This is a genomic window from Paenibacillus jilunlii (assembly GCF_900102965.1).
Taxonomy (GTDB): domain Bacteria; phylum Bacillota; class Bacilli; order Paenibacillales; family Paenibacillaceae; genus Paenibacillus_AQ; species Paenibacillus_AQ jilunlii.
The window spans coordinates 138,667-156,939 of record NZ_FNGM01000010.1 but is presented as its reverse complement, the minus strand read 5'-3'; the positions used below and the strand labels follow the sequence as shown (position 1 = coordinate 156,939).

The following is an 18,273-nucleotide window of genomic DNA, read 5'->3' as shown; positions in this document are numbered from 1 at the left end:
TGACAGCAGTCATGAGTGTATCCCTGTGCAAAAGAGGTCGAATAACACTGATAAATGTCATACATGAGAATAGCAGCTTACTATTCAACTTATGCCGATTCATGGAGAAGTGTCCTGTCCACTTAAAAAATCAGCTGGAGCAATGTAAAATCGCCCCAGCTGATGTTATTTGTACTGACTTCATGCCCTCCCCTTCAGCCTAAATGTTAATGCTGCCTGTACTATGGTTCCTGGCCTGTAATCACACCGTCTTTAATCCATGAGTCCCGGGTCACCAGGTAGCCCCTCTGCTGGGATTCCGGAGATTGCCTGCCGTCACTGTTAAAGATGACATACGCTTTGTCCCAGCCGCTAATGGAATATGAGTACCAGCCGTTTCCTTCGCTGGTCATGACCTTGCCCGGCCAGGCCTGGCCTTCCTTGGTTGGAACCGTGCTGTCGTCATAGTAATAGATGTTTGGAGTCCCCCAGCCGGAAGGCTTGTAATAATGAACTGTAATTGTGTCTGTTGTAGGTTTATCCGGATTCTTCGGGTAGATCACGCCGTCCTTAATCCACTTTTCCCCACTAACACTGTATCCGGGCTGCTGAGCCGCAGGATTCTGGTTGCTGCCTGAGTTGAAAATAACTTTTGCCTGCGTCCAGGACGTTATGGAATAGGAATACCAGCCGTTTCCTTCATCCTTCATCGCCGTTCCGGGCCAGGCGGGGCCAGACTTGGCTGGCGTAACCGAGTCATCATAATAGTAAATATTTGGAGTGCCCCAGCCGGAAGGCTTGAAATAGTGCACCGTCAACGCCGCCTTTGGATCTTCTTTGACGAACGTGTATGCCTTGACTGTCTGGCCTGCTCCATTGGCAGCTGTAATCTTAAGCACAAAGGACGAACCAAATGCTGCACCCGCTCCAAAGGTTACTGTATCTCCTGATCTAAAGGATACAGCAGATCCATTGTTCACTGTATAGAAAGCAGAATCGGCACCGTTCACAGTAATTCTAACGGCCAAGGAATCGGTATTAAAAGACCCTTCCGCCTTATCAATGGATACTGAAGGCGTTTGCTGTGAAGCTTCGCCCTCATACAGGACAGCAATCTTGCCGCCCCCCAGGTTGCCGGTAATTCTGCCGCCGGATACCGTGAACGTTCCACCGCCGCTTGCTTTGTTGACGTAGCTGCCATTTGCCAGATTGGTTGCCGAATTGATGTAGGTGTCCCCGCCGAGGTTGACGATCGTCATTCCTTTGTTTCCGCGTTCAATAAGCATGACCTGATCGCCTTGAGATCTCAGATATTCGCCTTGGCCTGCCATTGCGTTGTGGAACTTGTTGACAGCTGCGATATCCGCATCCTGCCAGTTTGTGCTGCCCGCCTGACCGATCGTTCCGCTGCCAACCGGCCGGTTAAAAAAGAGCGAAGTCGTCTGGGCCCGGGCCGCAATAATCGACCAGGCCATCTTGATCTGCCAATCGTTCATTCCCGTGGTTTCCTTGCTGTGATTGGCATAAGTGTCATGCGATTCGACCCAGGTAACCAGCTTCGACGGGTTGACATTGTTTGCGTCAAAGGAGGTCGCTGAATTGACATTGATTGAGGACCCAAAGCCTACCGCTCTTCTTACATTATGCCCATAGTTAGACGCAGCCAGGTTGATATAATTGCTGTAAGCGGCAAACCGGTCTGCTCCTCCCTGGAGCACTTCACCATAAATATACAGATTACCCTTATTGTTGAGTGAGCCAAGCACTCTCGGCCAGAAATTCGATCCTGATCCATACGGATCATCGGGAAGCTCGATATGCTTGGCGGTGTCAAAGCGGAAGCCGTCTGCTCCAAGTGAAACCGCATCGTTCAAGAAGCCAATGATTACATTTTGCAGCTCCTGGTTCGAGGTATTCAGGTCAGGCAGGCCAACCCCCCACTGCGTAACCTGCCATCTGTCGTCCCAATTCGCTATCCCCCTGGCTTCATGCCAGAACGAAGGGTTATTGCGGATGTAAGGGTCCACATTTCCGGCCGGCTTGTAAGTGTCGCCGCCTCCGCCTGCATTGGCTGTATGGTTGACTACCACATCCACGATGATGCTAATACCATATTTCTCTGCTTCCGAGCACATTGTTCTGAACTGGTCTCTGCTCCCAAGCTGTGAATTGCCGACTGAGAAGTAAGTAGGCTGATAAAGAACCCACCACTTGCTGCCGTCGGTTCCACCCTCCTTGGTGGGCTGTACAGGAGAGGTTTGTACAGATTTGAAGCCTGCCCCTGCCAGAGCTGGAAGGTTCCTTGTAATGGTGTCAAAGGACCAGTTCCAGGCGTGAAAAATGACACCGTCTGCGGTTCTTGCGGGCAACCCGTAATCTCCTGCCGGGGCAGCAGAAGCACCCGAATCCGCCGCAAGGGCGCTGTCCCGGGGAGCAGCCACAAAGCCCATTGTCTGCAGCAATACAGCCACTACCAGGACCATACTCCATAGCGATGCTCTTACCTTGTTCTTCATTCCACATTCTCCTCCAAAGTGTAATTTATTCATAGCCGGCAGATACCGGCCACAAACCAAGCATGGAGTGCAGCACTGGCAGACAGATTCAATTGAATCCGCCTACAAACTTTATTCATGGTAGGTCAGTTTCCTATATAACTGCAGGAATGATTACTTCATGTGAATGGCCAAGTGCTGAGTTGATTGTGGTATACGGAGAAGATTGCAGAGACGCTGAAGGAGTGTAAACAGAAAAATTTATTATAAACGGTCGATTTTATTCATTAAAAAGAAAACGTTTGCACAAAAAGCTAAACCGGACTACCGGTTATAAAAATGCATCACCTTTGCAGGAAAGCGTTTGCACAATTAAAAGCAATGAACCTTATAAAATAGCAGCATTTGGATGTATTATTGCATTCATTCCTGGAGGTTGTCAATAGTTGTAAAAAAGAACAGTTCGAATCACTTTAGAGAGTTAATTGTTAATTTTTTTGCAGTGAATGTAGTCAGCACAAATTTTCAGGGATTATTTAATAATCTTTGAATAAAGTATTGACAAGATGTAAACGGATACATATAATAAAAGTACAGTATGGTTTCTCTCCACTCCTATCCAAATACTTCACAGTTCCAAGTAATTGTGAACTGTAACCGCTTATTATGTATAAGCGGTCTTTTTTTGTCTATTTTAGTATCGATTGGTGAAAATCATAAATTCTTCTAATTTGCGCCCCATGCCGGTTCAAAGCCTGTATTTATTGCCGTCCGATTAATCCAAACAAGAGCAGCCGGTTAAGCTCTGCCATTTTATCTTTGTAATTTTCTTTTTTTACCCAGGATGATTGGAGCAGCCCAATCGCACATAATAATTCCAATATGGTTTCGATAGAAACAGAATTATCAATAACCCCCTCCTTTTTCCCCACCCTGATGAACTCCTCTATGATTTCGACTCTGATCCGGTTTGTATTTTCATTGTACAGACTAGACAACACCTGATCCCCTACTGCCCCCGGAGAACTGAGTAATTGATAATCCTGATCCGCACAAATCTCCAAAGCCTGGAGCATTTTATCTTTAAAATTTATATTTTGGCTCAGAAGTTCCTTGGCCTTGCGGACAGTATTCTGCATTAAGACATTCGTACATTCCCTGACTACCCCTTCTTTGTTGCCGAAATAGTTATATAGTGACACAGAGGATACGCCGGATTCAGCGGCAATATCTTTGATACTGACGTCGATGAAGCCTTTTTCCCGGAAAAGCTTCAGGGCGGCTGCAATGATCGCATCTTTCTTGATTTGTGTTCTGATTTCAAATTTGTTCATACCGCTTCACTCACATCCCACGTCTTTTTAATACATTAAATATATCATGATTCGCTTAGTTTTGAAATATTGAGGTGTATATTTAAAAACTTATTGACAGATAGTTTGGGATAGGGCTAGAATCGAGCTGTAATAGTTTTTAAATATGCAGACGAATATTTAAAAACTTATATGCTGAATAGGTTACATGATACGGAGGGACTAGTTTATGAGAATATTGGTATATGGAGCCGGAGTTTTGGGAAGTTATTTAGCCCATGTGCTGGTGCGCGGTGGCAACAATGTGACCATGCTGGCCAGAGGAGGGCGGCTGGATGAATTGCAAAAGAACGGGAATGTCATCCGGCATTATTTCCAATTCCGTACCACGGCCGATAAGGTAAATGTGATCAGTGAATTGCAGCCGGAGGATATCTACGACCTTATTTTTGTAGTGATGAAATATCCGGATTTCCAAGCGGTTCTGCCTGCTCTTGCAGCGAACCACAGCAGCCGGGTGGTGCTCGTAGGGAATAATGTCAACCCCACAGAGATGAAGGATTATTTGCAGGCCAACAGTCCGGTAGAAAAGCAGGTTGCCTTTGGATTTCAAGTGAGTGCCGGATGGAGGGAGCCCGGCCGGATGTTCTGCGTGCGTGGACCCCAGGTGCAGATGACCATCGGCGGTCTGGGTGAAGATTTGCCTTGGCGGACGGTGATTGACCAGGCTTTTGTGAACACCAAATATAAATTGGTCTATCAACAGAACATGGATGAATGGCTAAAAAGCCACTTTATGATGATCCTGCCTTTGAATTTCATTGCGCCTGCCTACAACGGTGATTTGCGCAAGGCTGCAAAAGACAATAAGCTGCTTCATCAGGTCATTGCTGCTGTAGATGAGGGCCATCAAGTCTTGGAGAAGCTCGGATATACGGTTACGCCTGCAAGTCAACTGAAATTAGCCCGGAAGCAAAGGAAAATATTCTATATCATGCTGAAGATAATGCTGTCCACCCCTGTCGGCAAAATTCTCCTGGGCGATAAAGCGGTGTCTGCTGATGAAATGTTTGCACTATATCAAGCCTTTATTGATTTAAAGAGCAGAGCAGGCATTCCGACACCCAATTGGGATAAACTTGGAATTCATTCTCCGCTTCTCCAGAGTTAAAGCCTTCCGCTGCAAAAAATCCCCTTCAAGCTCACTTCTCCGCTCCTGTTAGCCATGGGCTTTGGAGCGTAGTTGCTTAAAGGGGATATTATCCAAGCTTACACGTACACAGTATAATCGTGGTGCTGCAGCAGAATTTTGGCCCGTTCCATATCGTTCTCCTGGCGGAAGGACAGGCGCATTATGCCCGGCACATCCTCGCGGCTCTCGATAATCTGCACATTGCTGAGGTTGATGCCCTGGTCCCCCAGCTCTGTGGCAATCCGCCCGATAATCCCCGGATGATCGGGAACATCGATATGGAGATCGAACAGCGGAGTAATCATCCCCTTACGCCGCTCCGGCAGCTGGCTGCGGAAGCCGCCCGCCTCAAGGAATGCCTCCTCAATCCCCTCCCCGTCCGCATTCTCCAGCAATTGCACGAACGATGAAACCTCATCATTCCAATCCTTCAGCAGACGGAGCATGACTGAGCGGTTGTTGAGCAGAATATCTCTCCAGATTATCGGGTCGCTGGAGGCAATCCGTGTGATGTCACGGAACCCCCCGGCCGCCAAAGTACTGTATAGGGAGTCCGTGTCGTCATACGCACGGATCTGATTCACCAGTGCAACCGCTATGATATGCGGCAAATGGCTGATGGCTCCGACAATCTCATCGTGGCGCTCCGGATTAAGCCGGACAATCTGCGCTCTAGTATGTAAAAGCAATGCTTCAAGCGCCTGATAGGCCTCCTCTGGCACTCCCGGAGGGGGTGTCAGCACATAATAGGCGTTCTCGAACAGCAGAGAAGAAGCAGCCTCCACGCCGGAACGTTCCGATCCGGCCATCGGATGTCCGCCGATGAAATGCACCCCGGGAAGATCCAGCGACAGCGCACAGGCAGCTATCGTGGCCTTGGTGCTGCCAACATCCGTAATAATGCAGCCAGGCTTCAGGGGAAGCTTGCTAAGACGCTGCAAATAATCCTCCAGCATGCCTACAGGCACGCACAGAAAAATGAAATCGGCATCCAGTGCCGCTTCTTCAAGAGAAAGTGTGGCCTGATCGACGACACCTCTGCTGACATATTTTTGTGCCGATTCAGGACGGTGGGCATGGCCTACAACGGTCAGGCCCTCCTTGCCTTTGAAGCAAAGGGCCAGAGAGCCTCCGATCAGACCGACACCGAAAATTGCTATTTTTGTCGTCATGTTCTTTGAACTACCTGCCTTCTGTAGATTCGTCTTGCATGCTGCCCCTTAGACTTGTACGCCCTGTTCCTGGAGCACCTGCTCCAGCGCAGCGATAAAAGCCTTGTTCTGTTCCGCCGAACCAACCGTGACCCGAATATAGGTCGGGTACAGCTTGTGCCCTGCTCTGACAATAATCCCGCGCCGCAGCAAAGCATCAAAAATTTCGGCTGCCGGCTTCCGCACATCCACCATAATGAAATTGCCATGCGCCGGGAAAAATGCAAGGTCCAGCCGCTTGAATTCAGCCTGAAGCTGCAGAATGCCCGCACTGTTCAGACGGCGGCACTCCTGTACGTATTCCTGGTCAGCGAGCGCTGCAAGTGCTCCGGCCTGTGCCAGACGCGAGGTATTAAACGGTTCACGCACCTTGTTGATCAAGGAGATAATCTGCGGACTTGCCACCCCGTACCCGATGCGCAGTGCAGCCAAGCCGTAAATCTTGGAGAATGTACGCAATACGACCAGGTTCGGATAGGATTCCAGCAGCTTAATTCCATTCGAGTACGAAAGATCAGTCACATATTCACAATACGCCTCATCCAGGACAACCATCACCCCGGCCGGCACTGCATTCAGAAATGTAATTAAAGCTTCCTCGGGCACAATCGTCCCGGTAGGGTTATTGGGATTACAGATCCAGATGACTTTGGTCCGCTCTGTAACCTGGGCCAGCATTGCGCCGAGATCATGCGTGCCGTTTGCCAGAGGCACTTCGATCGAAACAGCACCTTCGATATCGGCATTGCTTTTATATACGGAAAAGGTCTGGTCCGCCATAATCGTCTCATCTCCCGGCAGGAAAAACGCACGGGCAATCAAGGCGATAATCTCATCCGAGCCGCAGCCAAAGATAATGTTGTCATTCCGTACTCCGAGATGATCCGCCAGCGCAGACGTCAATTCAGCCGCTGAGCCGTCAGGGTACAGATACAGGTTGTCGAGCTCGGCCAGTATGGCGGCTTTTGCATTTGGTGAAGACCCATACGGATTCTCGTTGGAGGCCAGCTTAATGACATCGTTTAAGCCAAGCTCCTTCTTCACTTCCTCGATAGGTTTCCCCGGTTTGTATACAGGGAGGTTAACGATATTCGGTTTCGGGTTCATGAACGGTCCTCACTCTCCATAAAAATCTCCAACTGCTTCAGGTCTGCCAGCAGGCTGTTATGGTCTTAATTGTGCCACAAATTCACGAATTTGCAACAGGCCCTCACTTCGTGTAGCAGCATTGTTAAGCAGTGGAATAACATCCTCGACCTTGCGGACGATTGCGCTGCCTACCACTACACCGTCACAGATACGGGCAAACCGTGCTACCTGCTCACCGGTCGAAATGCCAAAGCCCACTGCCACAGGAAGGTCCGTGGCCTGGCGGACAGAAGCGATGAATTCATCCACACCGGAATGAAAGGAAGAGCGTTCACCTGTAACTCCAAGGGAAGATACACAGTACACGAAACCGCTGGCCCCGGCGACAATCCGCGCAATCCGCTCGCTGGACGTAGGCGCTACAAGCGGAATAAGATTTACTCCTGCCGCCCGGCTCCGCTGACGCATATCCTCTGACTCTTCCACTGGAAGATCAGGAATAATCAGTCCGCTGATCTCATGGGCATGTAGCAGGGAGAAAAAGCTGTCGAGTCCCATCTGCATGACCGGATTATAGTAGGTAAACAGAATAAAAGGCAGCTCACTGCCCGCCTGCCGGGCCTTCAGCGCTGTTTCCATGCAGGTACGCAAATGGATATTGCCCCGCAATGCTCTGGAAGAGGCCCGCTGGATCACCGGACCGTCCGCAAGCGGATCGGAATAAGGCACGCCCAGCTCCAGAATATCCGCCCCTGCCGCTTCCAGCTCGGCGATAATCTCAAGCGTAGTCTCCAGATCCGGATCGCCTACAGTCAGGAACGGAATCAGCGCTGTCCGGCCCTCCTCCTTCAGCCTGCGGAAGGCCAAATCCATCCGGTTCGTTGTTTCCGTTGTCATCACTTACCCGCCCCTTCCGTGTAGGCCATAATGGACTCAACATCCTTGTCCCCGCGTCCCGACAAACAGATCACCACGATATCATCCTTGGTCAATGCCGGTCCAAGCTTTACAACATGCGCAATGGCATGGGCGGATTCAAGCGCCGGAATAATCCCTTCGGTCACGCAGAGCAGCTTCAGGGCTTCCAGGGCTTCATCATCCGTAACCGGCACATATTGTGCACGGTGGACATCTTTGAGGTAGGAATGTTCAGGGCCTACTCCGGGATAGTCCAGACCGGCGGAAATGGAATGCGCCTCCTGTACTTGTCCATGCTCATCCTGCAGCAGATAGCTTAGTGAGCCCTGAAAGACCCCCCGGGTCCCTTTACTCATCGTTGCCGCGTGGAATGGAGTCTCCACGCCTTTGCCGGCTGCTTCCACCCCGATCATCCCGACTTGCTCATCCTCCATGAACGGATAGAACATGCCGATCGCATTGCTGCCGCCGCCCACGGCCGCGACCAGCAGATCCGGCAGCCTGCCTTCGGCTTCGAGAATCTGGCGCCGCGTCTCATCCCCGATAATCCGCTGGAAATTGCGGACCATCATCGGATACGGATGCGGGCCCACAGCAGAACCCAGGACATAGAAGGTGTCCTCCACGTTGCTGACCCAGTAGCGGAGCGCCTCATTCCCAGCATCCTTCAATGTCCGTGAACCGGAAGTCACCGGAATGACTTCAGCCCCCAGCAGCTTCATGCGGAATACGTTCAGCGCCTGGCGGCGTGTGTCCTCTTCGCCCATGAACACCTTGCACTCCATTCCGAGCAGCGCTGCTACTGTAGCCGTAGCCACACCATGCTGGCCTGCGCCGGTTTCGGCGATGACTTTGGTTTTGCCCATCATCTTGGCGAGAATGCCCTGGCCGATCGCATTGTTGATTTTGTGAGCACCTGTATGGTTGAGATCCTCGCGTTTCAAGTATATTTTAGCTTCTCCCAGATGTTTGCTGAGACGTTCCGCATAATAGAGCGGAGTCTCGCGCCCGGAATATTGCTTGAGCAGATAATCCACTTCCTTCTGAAAAGCAGGATCAGCGGAAAATCTGTTGTAAGCTTCCTCCAGCTCAATCAGCGCATTCATCAACGTTTCAGGAACGAAGCGGCCTCCAAAAGAACCAAAACGCCCATTCTTGTCCGGTACTTGTATCATGATTGCTTCACCCTTTCCACAAAAGCTGTCATTTTAACGATATCCTTAACCCCATTGCTCTCTACTCCGCTTGAAACATCTACACCGTATGGAGCATAGCCATCCAGCAGTTCACGCACATTCTCGGGATGCAGCCCACCGGCTACAAATAAAGGCAAGCCATATACACAAGCCGCCTGTCTATAGGCTGGAATCTGCTCCCAATCAAAGGTCCGCCCGGAGCCGCCGCTGCCGGACGGGTCAAAGGTATCCAGCAGCAGAGCATCGACGGCCCCGGCATAGTGATGCAAGGAATGAGGATCGTCCGCAGCGGACTCAGCACTGCTTGTGGCTACAGAAAGAGCCTTCCATACCTGCACCTGCGGAAAGGCCGCCTTGACGGCCCGGCATAATTCCGCACTCTCCTGGCCATGCAGCTGAATGACCTTCAGCGGTACGGTGGAGAGCAGCGCTTCAAGCTCAGCAAGTGTAGGATTCACAAACACTCCGGCGGCGAGCGGAGGTTTCCCGTTCTCCCATTCCGCAAGCTCAGCAATAAGCTCTGCCGCTTGTTCGGGGCTCACCCTGCGGCGGCTCTCTGCAAACACAAACCCGATATAATCCACAGGTAATCGCTTCATAGATTTTAGCACTTCAACGTCCTGAAGTCCACAGATTTTTACCAGCGTCTCAGCCACGGGCGGCACGTTCCTTCCCTTCCGGCAGCGCACCAAGCAGCTCGTTCACTGCCTGTTCCACATCCGGCTGGCGCATCAGATATTCTCCAACCAGCACGCCGCTGGCTCCGGTAGTTCTCAGATAATCAATATCCTGCGGACCGGCAATTCCGCTCTCGCTGATCACGGGAACTGAGCCGGGAAGCAGCGCAGCAAGCTCGGCTGTGGTAGACAGCGCCGTTTCGAACGTGCGCAGATTGCGGTTGTTAATCCCCAGCAGCACCCCCGGGTGCTCTAATTTCCCGGTTGCCAGAACGGTCTCCAGCTCGCTCCGGTCATGAATCTCAATCAGGATATCGAGCTCCAGCGAGGCAGCTGTATCAGTGAACGAAATCAGCTGTTCAGGCGTCAGAATGGCTGCGATCAGCAGCACCGCGTCGGCACCCAGCAGGCGGGCTTCGTAGATCTGCCGTTCATCGATAATGAAATCCTTGCGCAGCAGCGGAAGCTTCACAGCCTCCCTAACCTGCTGCAGATAAGCGCCACTGCCCTGAAAATAGTCTTTATCCGTAAGGACGGATAAACAATCCGCTCCGCCCGCTTCATACCCCATGGCGATAGACACCGGATCGAAATCCGCCCGGATTAGGCCTTTGGAGGGAGAAGCCTTCTTTACCTCGGCAATCAGCCCCATGGATCTGTTGCGCGACTTCGTAAGCGCTGTTCGAAACCCTCTTGTGGGAGGCAATGCTGCAATCTGATGCTTGGCCTCCTCTAAGGAGAACGTTTTGCTTAAGGCTTCTACTTCATTGATTTTGGTGGCAACAATCCGCTCAAGATACATAATCAAGCTCCTTTGTCATGGCTTTGAGCTGCTCCAGCTTCAGCAGCGCAGCACCGGAATCTACTACAGTCTTTGCTTTTTCCACACCCTCTTGCAGGGTATCCGCAAGTCCAGCCACATAAATGCATGCGCCCGCATTGGCGAGGACAATATCACGGTAAGGATTCAGATCTCCTTGCAGCACTCCGGTGATGATTGCCGCATTCTCCGCCGCATCACCGCCAAGGACATCCTCCAGCGGATGTGTGCTTAGCCCCAGTTCCTGAGGGGTGATCTCATAGGTTGTCACCACACCGTTCTTCAGTTCAGACACCTGTGTCGGCGCTGAAATACTGATCTCATCCAGGCCGTCCAGACTGCTCACAATCATCGCACGCTTGGAACCAAGCTCTTTCAGCACCTGGGCTATCGTCTGCGTCTTGTCCCTGTCGTAAATCCCCATCAGCTGACGGTCTGCCCCTGCCGGGTTCGTCAGGGGTCCCAGCATATTGAATACGGTGCGGAACCCCAGCTCCTTCCGGGGTGCTGCAGCGTGCTTCATCGACGGATGATAGATTTGCGCGAACAGGAAGCAGATACCGATGCTGTCCAGGCACTGCCGGGCCTGCTCTGCATTCAGATGAATATTGACTCCAAGTGCCTCAAGCACATCGGCACTGCCGGCTCTGCCGGAGGCAGAACGGTTGCCGTGCTTGGCTACCCGGACGGAAGCAGCAGATGAGATAATGGCCGAGGCTGTGGAAATATTGAACTTATGGATGCCAGAGCCGCCGGTTCCGCAGGTATCCAGCAGTTGGGACCGTTCTGTAGCTACATGGGTGCTGAACCCCCGCATCGCTTCCGCGAACCCGGTGATTTCTTCGACGGTTTCCCCCTTAATCCGGAGTGCCGTCAACAGCGAGCCAATCTGCACCGCTGAGGCTGATCCTTCCATAATTGACCCCATAATCTCCCGCGCCTGCAGCCGGCTGAGATCCCGGCCTTCGATGATACTGGTAATCCCTGATTGTATCCTTTGGCTTGCGTCCATCCTGATTTCCTCCTGTTCATTGTGTTCTTGACCCGCCGGGATCAAGGGGTATATTCATACATGTAATCCTGGTTGATTACCTGTTTTTCTTTGGCTTCGGCCGGGAACATGGCTTCTGCCATCCGGATCGCCTTCAGCATCGCTTTGGCCTTGTTGACGGTCTCTTCATATTCCTTCTCGGGAACCGAATCCCACACGATTCCTGCCCCAGCCTGCACATAAGCCCGGCCTTTGCGGAAAATGATGGTGCGGATCGTAATGCAGGAATCCATATTTCCGGAAAACCCAAGATAGCCGATGGCTCCCGCATAAGCGCCTCTTGCTTCCCGTTCAAGTTCGGCGATGATTTCCATCGCCCGCAGCTTCGGCGCCCCCGATACGGTCCCTGCCGGCAGACAGGAGAGGAAGGCATCGAAGAAATCCTTGCCTTCGTCCAGTGTCCCTGACACATTCGAGACGATATGCATCACATGCGAGTACTTCTCGATTTCCATGAAGGAATCACATTTTACCGTACCGAATTTGGACACTCTGCCCAGGTCATTGCGGCCCAGATCCACCAGCATCAGATGCTCTGCCCGTTCCTTTTCATCCTCCAGCAGTTCAGCAGCCAGCGCACGGTCATGGGCTTCGTTCTCTCCGCGGGGACGGGTCCCGGCGATGGGACGGGTTTCCACACGGCCTCCGTCCACCTTGACCAGCGCCTCGGGCGAAGTGCCGACGATGATTTCCTCATCCATTTTCAGATAATACATATACGGGGAAGGGTTCAACGTCCGAAGCATCCGGTAGACATGCAGCGGGGATACTTCTGTTTCAATGTGCAGCCGCTGAGACAGCACCACCTGGAAAATATCCCCAGCCCGGATATATTCCTTCGCCTGCTCCACATTGCTGATGTACTGTTCCTTGGTAAGGTTCGAATGGATCTCACCCAGCTCAATATCCTGGGGTATGCTGCGCCGGTTGACGTTTTCCTTCGGTCCGTCCTTCTGCAGCTCCTCAGCCATATTCTCCAGCCGGCGCCTCAGCTCCTCATATCCGGCCCGGATATCGGAATCCGTATCCCCGTCCTTGATATGCAGGTTACCCACCAGCAGAATCTGCTGTTTCACATGATCGAATACGATAATGCGGTCGCAGAACATGAAGCGGATATCATCCATATTCAAGTCATCGACTGCGTGGGCGGAAAGCTTCTCATAATACTGCAGCAGATCATATCCGAAGAATCCGATGGCCCCGCCTGTAAAAGGAGGCATCCCGTCCAGCTTAGGACTGCGGTATGAGCGGAGCAGTGCTTTGAGCTCCTCGACGGGTTTGCCGGACAGCCGTCTCTTCCCGCCGCCGACCTCCACATGGACTTCGCCTTTTTTGCCCGAGACCATCAGGAAAGGGTCACTGCCGATAAAAGAATAACGGGCCCATTGGATCCCGCCCTCTACACTCTCCAGCAAAAAAGCCCGGTCCTGCCCGGCAAACCGCTGGAATAACCGGATGGGTGTCTCCATATCGGCGAGCAGCCGCGTAACTACAGGGATCAGATTATATTCCCGCGACAGCGACAGCACTTCTTCTACACTTGGATTCGTCACTTGGGATGCCTCCTTGAAATGTTGGTTTATAATGTCCGAAATACAGAAAAACCTCTACCGAAGTAGAGGTTGGTGTAAGTAAGTATATGGAAAAGCGCAAATGAGCGGCATATCACCATCGCAATGGATGCACTCCCCCCTATAAAAGAATACAGCGATAATGCAAATAAGCACTAACGTGTAACTTAAAAAGAGAATTGCAATCATACGCGATACATGCCTAAACTCAACTAAAATCCTGCACTCTGCTCAACTATACTCATCTCAACTAAACTAAACTCTGCTTCACTCGGCTAACTACACTATACATGATGGCCTTGGTCCATGGCAACCCTGCAAAAGGAATTTGTTACTTCTGCTGTGAGAGATCCGGACGAAGCTTCCGGGCTTCATTCAAATAAACATGGCGGATATCCCGCTGCGATTTATCGGTGTTGACCTGCACCATAAGCCGGATGCACATCGGCAGGCCGCCTTTGACGGGAATCTCCACGGAGCACATCAGAGGCACCAGATCCCAGCCTTCAATTTCCCGGATGGCCCGCGCCGGAAAGGTAGCGTCCAGATCTCCGGTCACAGTAATCCACACGCTGCAGATATCTTCCGCAATGACGTCATTGCGCTCCACAATCTCGCGCAGCAGAACAACCGTTTCCCGCAGGATTTCGTTTTCCTCATTGTTGGTTACGGTTGTTGCACCGCGTATTCCCCGGTTTACCACGGGCTTCCCTCCTTCTTAAGCTGTGCAAGAACCTCGCGCACGGCGCTCTGCTGCACATCATTCACGATACTGACAGCGCCGATTGAATCCGGCACGATAAAGGTCATCTTGCCCTCCTTGAATTTCTTGTCATGCATCATCGCTTCCATCAGCTCATCCTCGCTGTATTCCGCAGGTAATTTCACGGGAAGCGAAAGTGCTGACAGCATGGCAATGGTATCCTCATAAATCGCCCTCTCCCGGCCAAGCTTGGCAGCGAGAAGCGCAGAGCCTGCCATTCCGATGGCAATGGCCTCACCGTGCAGGAATACACCGTATCCGCCCACGGCTTCAATCGCGTGTCCGATCGTATGCCCAAGGTTCAGAAACGCTCTTTGCCCATGCTCACGCTCGTCATTGCTGACGACCTGGGCCTTGATCGCACAGCCACGCTCCAGAGCATATCCCAATGCCTCTGTATTCAGCGAGAGCAGCTCAGAAGCATGTTCAAGGCACCAGTAAGCAAAGTCACGGTCCAGAATCAGACCGTGCTTTACCACTTCAGCCAGTCCCGAAGAGATTTGGCGCGGCGGAAGCGTGCCCAGGGTATCCAAATCATACAGCACCAGCGACGGCTGATAGAAGGCGCCAATCATATTCTTCGCCAGCGGATGATTGACCGCCACCTTGCCGCCTACACTGCTGTCATGGGCTAATATTGTAGTAGGAATCTGAATGAAGCCTATTCCGCGCATATAAGATGCGGCTACAAAACCCGCCAGATCCCCTACCACACCGCCGCCCAGTGCCAGTACGGCTGAACTGCGGTCCAACCCGGCCTGGATTGCCGTTGTGATGACTTCTTCATATACGGCCAGTGATTTGGAAGCCTCTCCGGCTGGAATCACATGACTGACTACGGAATATCCTTCTCCGCGCAGGGCGGCTTCAACCACGGAAAGATACCGCGGGGCCACTTCGCTGTCACTGACGATCAGCAGCGGACTGCGGAGCGGAAACCCGGCCTTCACACAATGCTGGCCGATGTCACGCAAGAGTCCGCTTCCGATATGGATCGGATAGGAACGTTCACCGAGGTCTACCGTAATGCTGCGCATCATTAGTAGCTCTCCAGCTGTGACTGGTAATTGTTGTAGTTGGCTCTGATCTCCTCGATGGAATCGCCGCCGAACTTGTCCAGGAAGGCTTTGGCGATCTCCCAGGCCACCACATTCTCAAGCACCACACAAGCTGCCGGCACAGCACAAGCGTCTGAACGTTCCACCTGGGCGGTAAAAGGCTCTTTCGTGTCGATATCCACACTTTGCAGCGGTTTGTACAACGTCGGAATCGGCTTCATCACTCCGCGGACCACAACCGGCATTCCGTTGGTCATTCCGCCTTCAAAGCCGCCCAGACGATTGCTCGCCCGGTAGTATCCCCGGGATGCTTCATACAGGATCTCATCATGGACCTGCGAGCCCCGCAGCTTGCCTGCCTCAAAACCAATGCCGATTTCCACACCCTTGAAGGCGTTGATGGACATTACTGCACCGGCGATGGCACCGTCCAGCTTGCGGTCGGATTGAACATGGCTTCCCAGGCCGACAGGCAGGCCTTCAACGATACATTCCACGATGCCGCCAATGGAGTCGCCTTCCTCCTTGATCTTATCTATGTAGGCTTCCATCTTCTTCTCAGTTTCTTTATCCACGACTCTCACAGAAGAAGCTTCTGTCTGCTCGATCAGCTCGTCAATCGGCAGATCATTCGCAGGTGCTTCAATTTCACCGATACGGATCACCTGTCCTGCAATCTTCACACCAAACGCAGCCAGAAGCTGCCGGGCTACTGCACCTACAGCCACTCTAGCCGCGGTTTCGCGGGCGCTGGAGCGCTCAAGCACATTCCGGAGGTCCGTCAGATTATATTTCAGTCCGCCGTTCAGGTCCGCATGTCCGGGACGGGGGCGGTTCACACGCCGCTTCTCTTCGTCGCTGCCGGGAATAGGTTCGATGTTCATAATATTTTTCCAATGGGTCCAGTCCTTATTCTCCACAACCAGAGCTACAGGAGCACCGGTGGTGTATCCATGACGGACTCCGCCGACGATTTCTGCCGAATCCTTCTCGATCTGCATCCGCCGTCCCCGCCCGTAGCCTTTTTGCCGCCGCTGCAGTTGAAAGTTAAGCTCCTCAAAATCAAGTGTCAAATTGCTGGGCAGTCCTTCGATAATAGCTGTAAGCTGGGGGCCGTGCGTTTCCCCCGCTGTTAAGTAGCGTAAACTCATGCTGCGTTCCCCCTTCACACTTTTAAACTGTAAACCGCTAAAATGTTAAATGTCTTTGCTCATTATAGTATAGGGAATCCGCTTTGACAAGAAAGGGATAAGCCTGGCTTGCCATTGTCCGGCACGTAAAAGAACAGCGCCGCCTCTACTCTAACGAGTAATGACGACGCTGCAGTTACCGGGGGAATCCAGTCTTCAACTGCCGATTCTCCGGCTTGGCGGCAGGCATGACGCCTTGTCATCTTCAAGCGCGAGCAGACTTTGCAGCTGCCGCTCTTCAACACCGAGAATTTGCCCGCATTCACGGACGGTCAGAAAACCGCGTCTGTAGGCATCTATGACCTTGCTTTTATCCATCAGAATGTACGACCTTTCGCTTAACACACGTAATCTACCTCTACTGTCCAGTATCACTGAAAACGTGCGAAAGTATACGTATCCCTAAGGAGTGTCATATTCCGGTGCACAGCCACAGCCGATTTATTTCTTGCGGTAGAAGAACGTTTCTGTCGATTCGAATCCATACTGGGCCGGCGTGAAAATCTGCTCCGTGCTGCCCACGAACAAATATCCGCCCGGACGCAGGCTGGCTGAAAACTTGTGGTACAGCTTGTTTTTGGCCTCTTCCGTAAAATAGATCATGACATTGCGGCAGATGATTAAATCGAAGCCCTCATCAAACTTATCCAGCAGCAGGTTCTGCTTGCGGAAATCTATATTTTTCTTGAGTCCGTCACTGACCCTGAACACAGGCCCTTCCGGTGTAAAATAGCGGCCGGCGACATCCTTCGGCACATCCTTCAGGGACCGCTCCAGGTAGAGGCCCTGCTTTGCTTTGGCCAGTGCCCCGTCGTCAATGTCTGTCGCCAGAATGCCGGTCTGGGCCAGAATGTTTTTGTCGGAGAGGATCATCGCCAAGGTGTACGGCTCTTCGCCGGTGGAGCAGGCAGCGCTCCATAGCTTCAGCCTGCTGCCCGAACGCTGCAGTTCAGGCAGAATGACATCCCGCAGGACCTCCCAGCGGTTCGGGTTGCGCCAGAATTCGGAGACATTGATGGTCATGCGGTCCAGGAATTCATAGAACAAGGCTTTGTCTTTCATCATTGCAGCGAAAAAATCGCTGAAGGACTGATAGCCGTTCTTCATCCGCAGCGTGGTCAGACGCCGTTTCATCTGTGCTTCCTTATATTGCGCCAGGTCAATCCCGGTGCTTTGCTTCACATTATGGATAAATCCGGTGTAATCCGGGTCTGGTGCTGTTGCTGCTTCTTCTCGTTCAGCCATTTCTTTTCCCTGCCTCCCGCCTGGAACTACATCCAGGCCGCGATGTCTTTGTTGTAATCCGCCAGTTCATCCGGAGCAAAGAAATTGGCGATTTCACGTGCTGCACTTTCCGGAGAATCCGAACCATGAATCAAATTCAGAGGCGTGTGGCTGGCATAATCACCGCGGATCGTACCCGGCAGAGCTTCTCCCACCTTGGTTTTTCCGATCATCAAACGGGACAGGGCGATTACATCATCCCCTTCCCAGACCATCGCGAATACAGGTCCGGAGGTAATAAAGCGTACCAATTCCGGAAAGAAGTCTTTGCCTTCATGTTCTGCGTAATGCTTCTTTGCCTGCTCTTCTGTAATGATGATCAGCTTCGCGGCAACCAGCTTGAACCCCTTGTCCTCCAGACGGGCGACAATCCGCCCAATCAATCCGCGTTGAACCCCATCCGGTTTTATCATCAGATACGTTTGCTCCATAGAGTCACTCTCCATTTTCTATTATTCCAAAT

17 protein-coding genes are annotated in these 18,273 nt (G+C 52.0%); 1 reads left to right on the top strand and 16 read right to left on the bottom strand.

Annotated features, from left to right (window positions below; all coding sequences use genetic code 11):
• Window positions 1-221: 221 nt before the first annotated feature.
• On the bottom strand, window positions 222-2,495 hold the full coding sequence (locus tag BLQ82_RS17930; RefSeq protein ID WP_074648350.1) for a starch-binding protein: 2,274 nt from the start codon (window positions 2,493-2,495) through the stop codon (window positions 222-224).
• A gap of 740 nt (window positions 2,496-3,235) precedes the next feature.
• Window positions 3,236-3,808 (bottom strand): TetR/AcrR family transcriptional regulator, encoded by a 573-nt coding sequence (locus tag BLQ82_RS17925; protein ID WP_062519728.1) that lies wholly within the window; start codon window positions 3,806-3,808, stop codon window positions 3,236-3,238.
• Window positions 3,809-4,016: 208 nt separating this feature from the next.
• On the opposite strand from BLQ82_RS17925, the gene BLQ82_RS17920 reads away from it, so the two are divergent.
• Window positions 4,017-4,958, top strand: a complete 942-nt coding sequence (locus BLQ82_RS17920) for a ketopantoate reductase family protein (protein ID WP_062519730.1) — start codon at window positions 4,017-4,019, stop codon at window positions 4,956-4,958.
• Between the two features lie 98 nt (window positions 4,959-5,056).
• Here BLQ82_RS17920 and BLQ82_RS17915 read toward each other — a convergent pair whose 3' ends face one another.
• The 14 genes from BLQ82_RS17915 to ndk all read right to left on the bottom strand — a co-directional run bounded on the left by BLQ82_RS17915 (window position 5,057) and on the right by ndk (window position 18,241).
• Window positions 5,057-6,151 (bottom strand): prephenate dehydrogenase, encoded by a 1,095-nt coding sequence (locus tag BLQ82_RS17915; protein WP_062519731.1) that lies wholly within the window; start codon window positions 6,149-6,151, stop codon window positions 5,057-5,059.
• A 48-nt stretch (window positions 6,152-6,199) separates the two neighbouring features.
• Window positions 6,200-7,297, bottom strand: coding sequence for a histidinol-phosphate transaminase (gene hisC / locus BLQ82_RS17910; RefSeq protein ID WP_062519733.1), 1,098 nt, complete (start codon window positions 7,295-7,297; stop codon window positions 6,200-6,202).
• A gap of 57 nt (window positions 7,298-7,354) precedes the next feature.
• Entirely contained in the window at window positions 7,355-8,176 is an 822-nt protein-coding gene (gene trpA / locus BLQ82_RS17905; protein WP_062519735.1) for a tryptophan synthase subunit alpha, read from the bottom strand.
• On the bottom strand, window positions 8,176-9,372 hold the full coding sequence (gene trpB, locus BLQ82_RS17900) for a tryptophan synthase subunit beta (RefSeq protein WP_042267089.1): 1,197 nt from the start codon (window positions 9,370-9,372) through the stop codon (window positions 8,176-8,178). The genes trpA and trpB overlap by 1 nt, the downstream gene beginning before the upstream one ends.
• Window positions 9,369-10,049, bottom strand: a complete 681-nt coding sequence (locus BLQ82_RS17895) for a phosphoribosylanthranilate isomerase (protein WP_062519737.1) — start codon at window positions 10,047-10,049, stop codon at window positions 9,369-9,371. The genes trpB and BLQ82_RS17895 overlap by 4 nt, the downstream gene beginning before the upstream one ends.
• Window positions 10,042-10,872: an indole-3-glycerol phosphate synthase TrpC gene (gene trpC / locus BLQ82_RS17890; RefSeq protein WP_062519740.1), complete on the bottom strand. Its 831-nt coding sequence runs from the start codon at window positions 10,870-10,872 to the stop codon at window positions 10,042-10,044. Before trpC ends, BLQ82_RS17895 begins: the two co-directional genes overlap by 8 nt.
• Complete coding sequence (gene trpD, locus BLQ82_RS17885) at window positions 10,862-11,902, bottom strand: anthranilate phosphoribosyltransferase (RefSeq protein ID WP_062519744.1); 1,041 nt, start codon at window positions 11,900-11,902, stop codon at window positions 10,862-10,864. The genes trpC and trpD overlap by 11 nt, the downstream gene beginning before the upstream one ends.
• Window positions 11,903-11,943: 41 nt before the next feature.
• On the bottom strand, window positions 11,944-13,497 hold the full coding sequence (trpE, locus tag BLQ82_RS17880) for an anthranilate synthase component I (protein WP_062519747.1): 1,554 nt from the start codon (window positions 13,495-13,497) through the stop codon (window positions 11,944-11,946).
• A 349-nt stretch (window positions 13,498-13,846) separates the two neighbouring features.
• Window positions 13,847-14,218 carry a chorismate mutase gene (gene aroH, locus BLQ82_RS17875; RefSeq protein ID WP_062519751.1) on the bottom strand — a complete coding sequence of 124 codons (372 nt, stop codon included), beginning with the start codon at window positions 14,216-14,218 and terminating at the stop codon, window positions 13,847-13,849.
• Window positions 14,212-15,315 (bottom strand): 3-dehydroquinate synthase, encoded by a 1,104-nt coding sequence (gene aroB / locus BLQ82_RS17870; protein WP_062519804.1) that lies wholly within the window; start codon window positions 15,313-15,315, stop codon window positions 14,212-14,214. Before aroB ends, aroH begins: the two co-directional genes overlap by 7 nt.
• Window positions 15,316-15,317: 2 nt before the next feature.
• Window positions 15,318-16,487 (bottom strand): chorismate synthase, encoded by a 1,170-nt coding sequence (aroC, locus tag BLQ82_RS17865; RefSeq protein ID WP_062519755.1) that lies wholly within the window; start codon window positions 16,485-16,487, stop codon window positions 15,318-15,320.
• Between the two features lie 195 nt (window positions 16,488-16,682).
• Entirely contained in the window at window positions 16,683-16,844 is a 162-nt protein-coding gene (locus BLQ82_RS32060) for a hypothetical protein (RefSeq protein WP_167529896.1), read from the bottom strand.
• Between the two features lie 123 nt (window positions 16,845-16,967).
• Window positions 16,968-17,771 carry a CheR family methyltransferase gene (locus BLQ82_RS17855; protein WP_062519763.1) on the bottom strand — a complete coding sequence of 268 codons (804 nt, stop codon included), beginning with the start codon at window positions 17,769-17,771 and terminating at the stop codon, window positions 16,968-16,970.
• Window positions 17,772-17,797: 26 nt separating this feature from the next.
• Window positions 17,798-18,241 carry a nucleoside-diphosphate kinase gene (ndk, locus tag BLQ82_RS17850; RefSeq protein ID WP_039835090.1) on the bottom strand — a complete coding sequence of 148 codons (444 nt, stop codon included), beginning with the start codon at window positions 18,239-18,241 and terminating at the stop codon, window positions 17,798-17,800.
• Window positions 18,242-18,273: the final 32 nt, after the last annotated feature.

Bases quoted from the DNA above. Each gene is read 5' to 3' on its own strand.
- BLQ82_RS17930 (WP_074648350.1), bottom strand. From the start codon at position 2,495: ATGAAGAACAAGGTAAGAGCATCGCTATGGAGTATGGTCCTGGTAGTG.
- BLQ82_RS17925 (WP_062519728.1), bottom strand. From the start codon at position 3,808: ATGAACAAATTTGAAATCAGAACACAAATCAAGAAAGATGCGATCATT.
- BLQ82_RS17920 (WP_062519730.1), top strand. From the start codon at position 4,017: ATGAGAATATTGGTATATGGAGCCGGAGTTTTGGGAAGTTATTTAGCC.
- BLQ82_RS17915 (WP_062519731.1), bottom strand. From the start codon at position 6,151: ATGACGACAAAAATAGCAATTTTCGGTGTCGGTCTGATCGGAGGCTCT.
- hisC (WP_062519733.1), bottom strand. From the start codon at position 7,297: ATGAACCCGAAACCGAATATCGTTAACCTCCCTGTATACAAACCGGGG.
- trpA (WP_062519735.1), bottom strand. From the start codon at position 8,176: ATGACAACGGAAACAACGAACCGGATGGATTTGGCCTTCCGCAGGCTG.
- trpB (WP_042267089.1), bottom strand. From the start codon at position 9,372: ATGATACAAGTACCGGACAAGAATGGGCGTTTTGGTTCTTTTGGAGGC.
- trpC (WP_062519740.1), bottom strand. From the start codon at position 10,872: ATGTATCTTGAGCGGATTGTTGCCACCAAAATCAATGAAGTAGAAGCC.
- trpD (WP_062519744.1), bottom strand. From the start codon at position 11,902: ATGGACGCAAGCCAAAGGATACAATCAGGGATTACCAGTATCATCGAA.
- aroB (WP_062519804.1), bottom strand. From the start codon at position 15,315: ATGCGCAGCATTACGGTAGACCTCGGTGAACGTTCCTATCCGATCCAT.
- aroC (WP_062519755.1), bottom strand. From the start codon at position 16,487: ATGAGTTTACGCTACTTAACAGCGGGGGAAACGCACGGCCCCCAGCTT.
- BLQ82_RS32060 (WP_167529896.1), bottom strand. From the start codon at position 16,844: ATGGATAAAAGCAAGGTCATAGATGCCTACAGACGCGGTTTTCTGACC.
- BLQ82_RS17855 (WP_062519763.1), bottom strand. From the start codon at position 17,771: ATGGCTGAACGAGAAGAAGCAGCAACAGCACCAGACCCGGATTACACC.
- ndk (WP_039835090.1), bottom strand. From the start codon at position 18,241: ATGGAGCAAACGTATCTGATGATAAAACCGGATGGGGTTCAACGCGGA.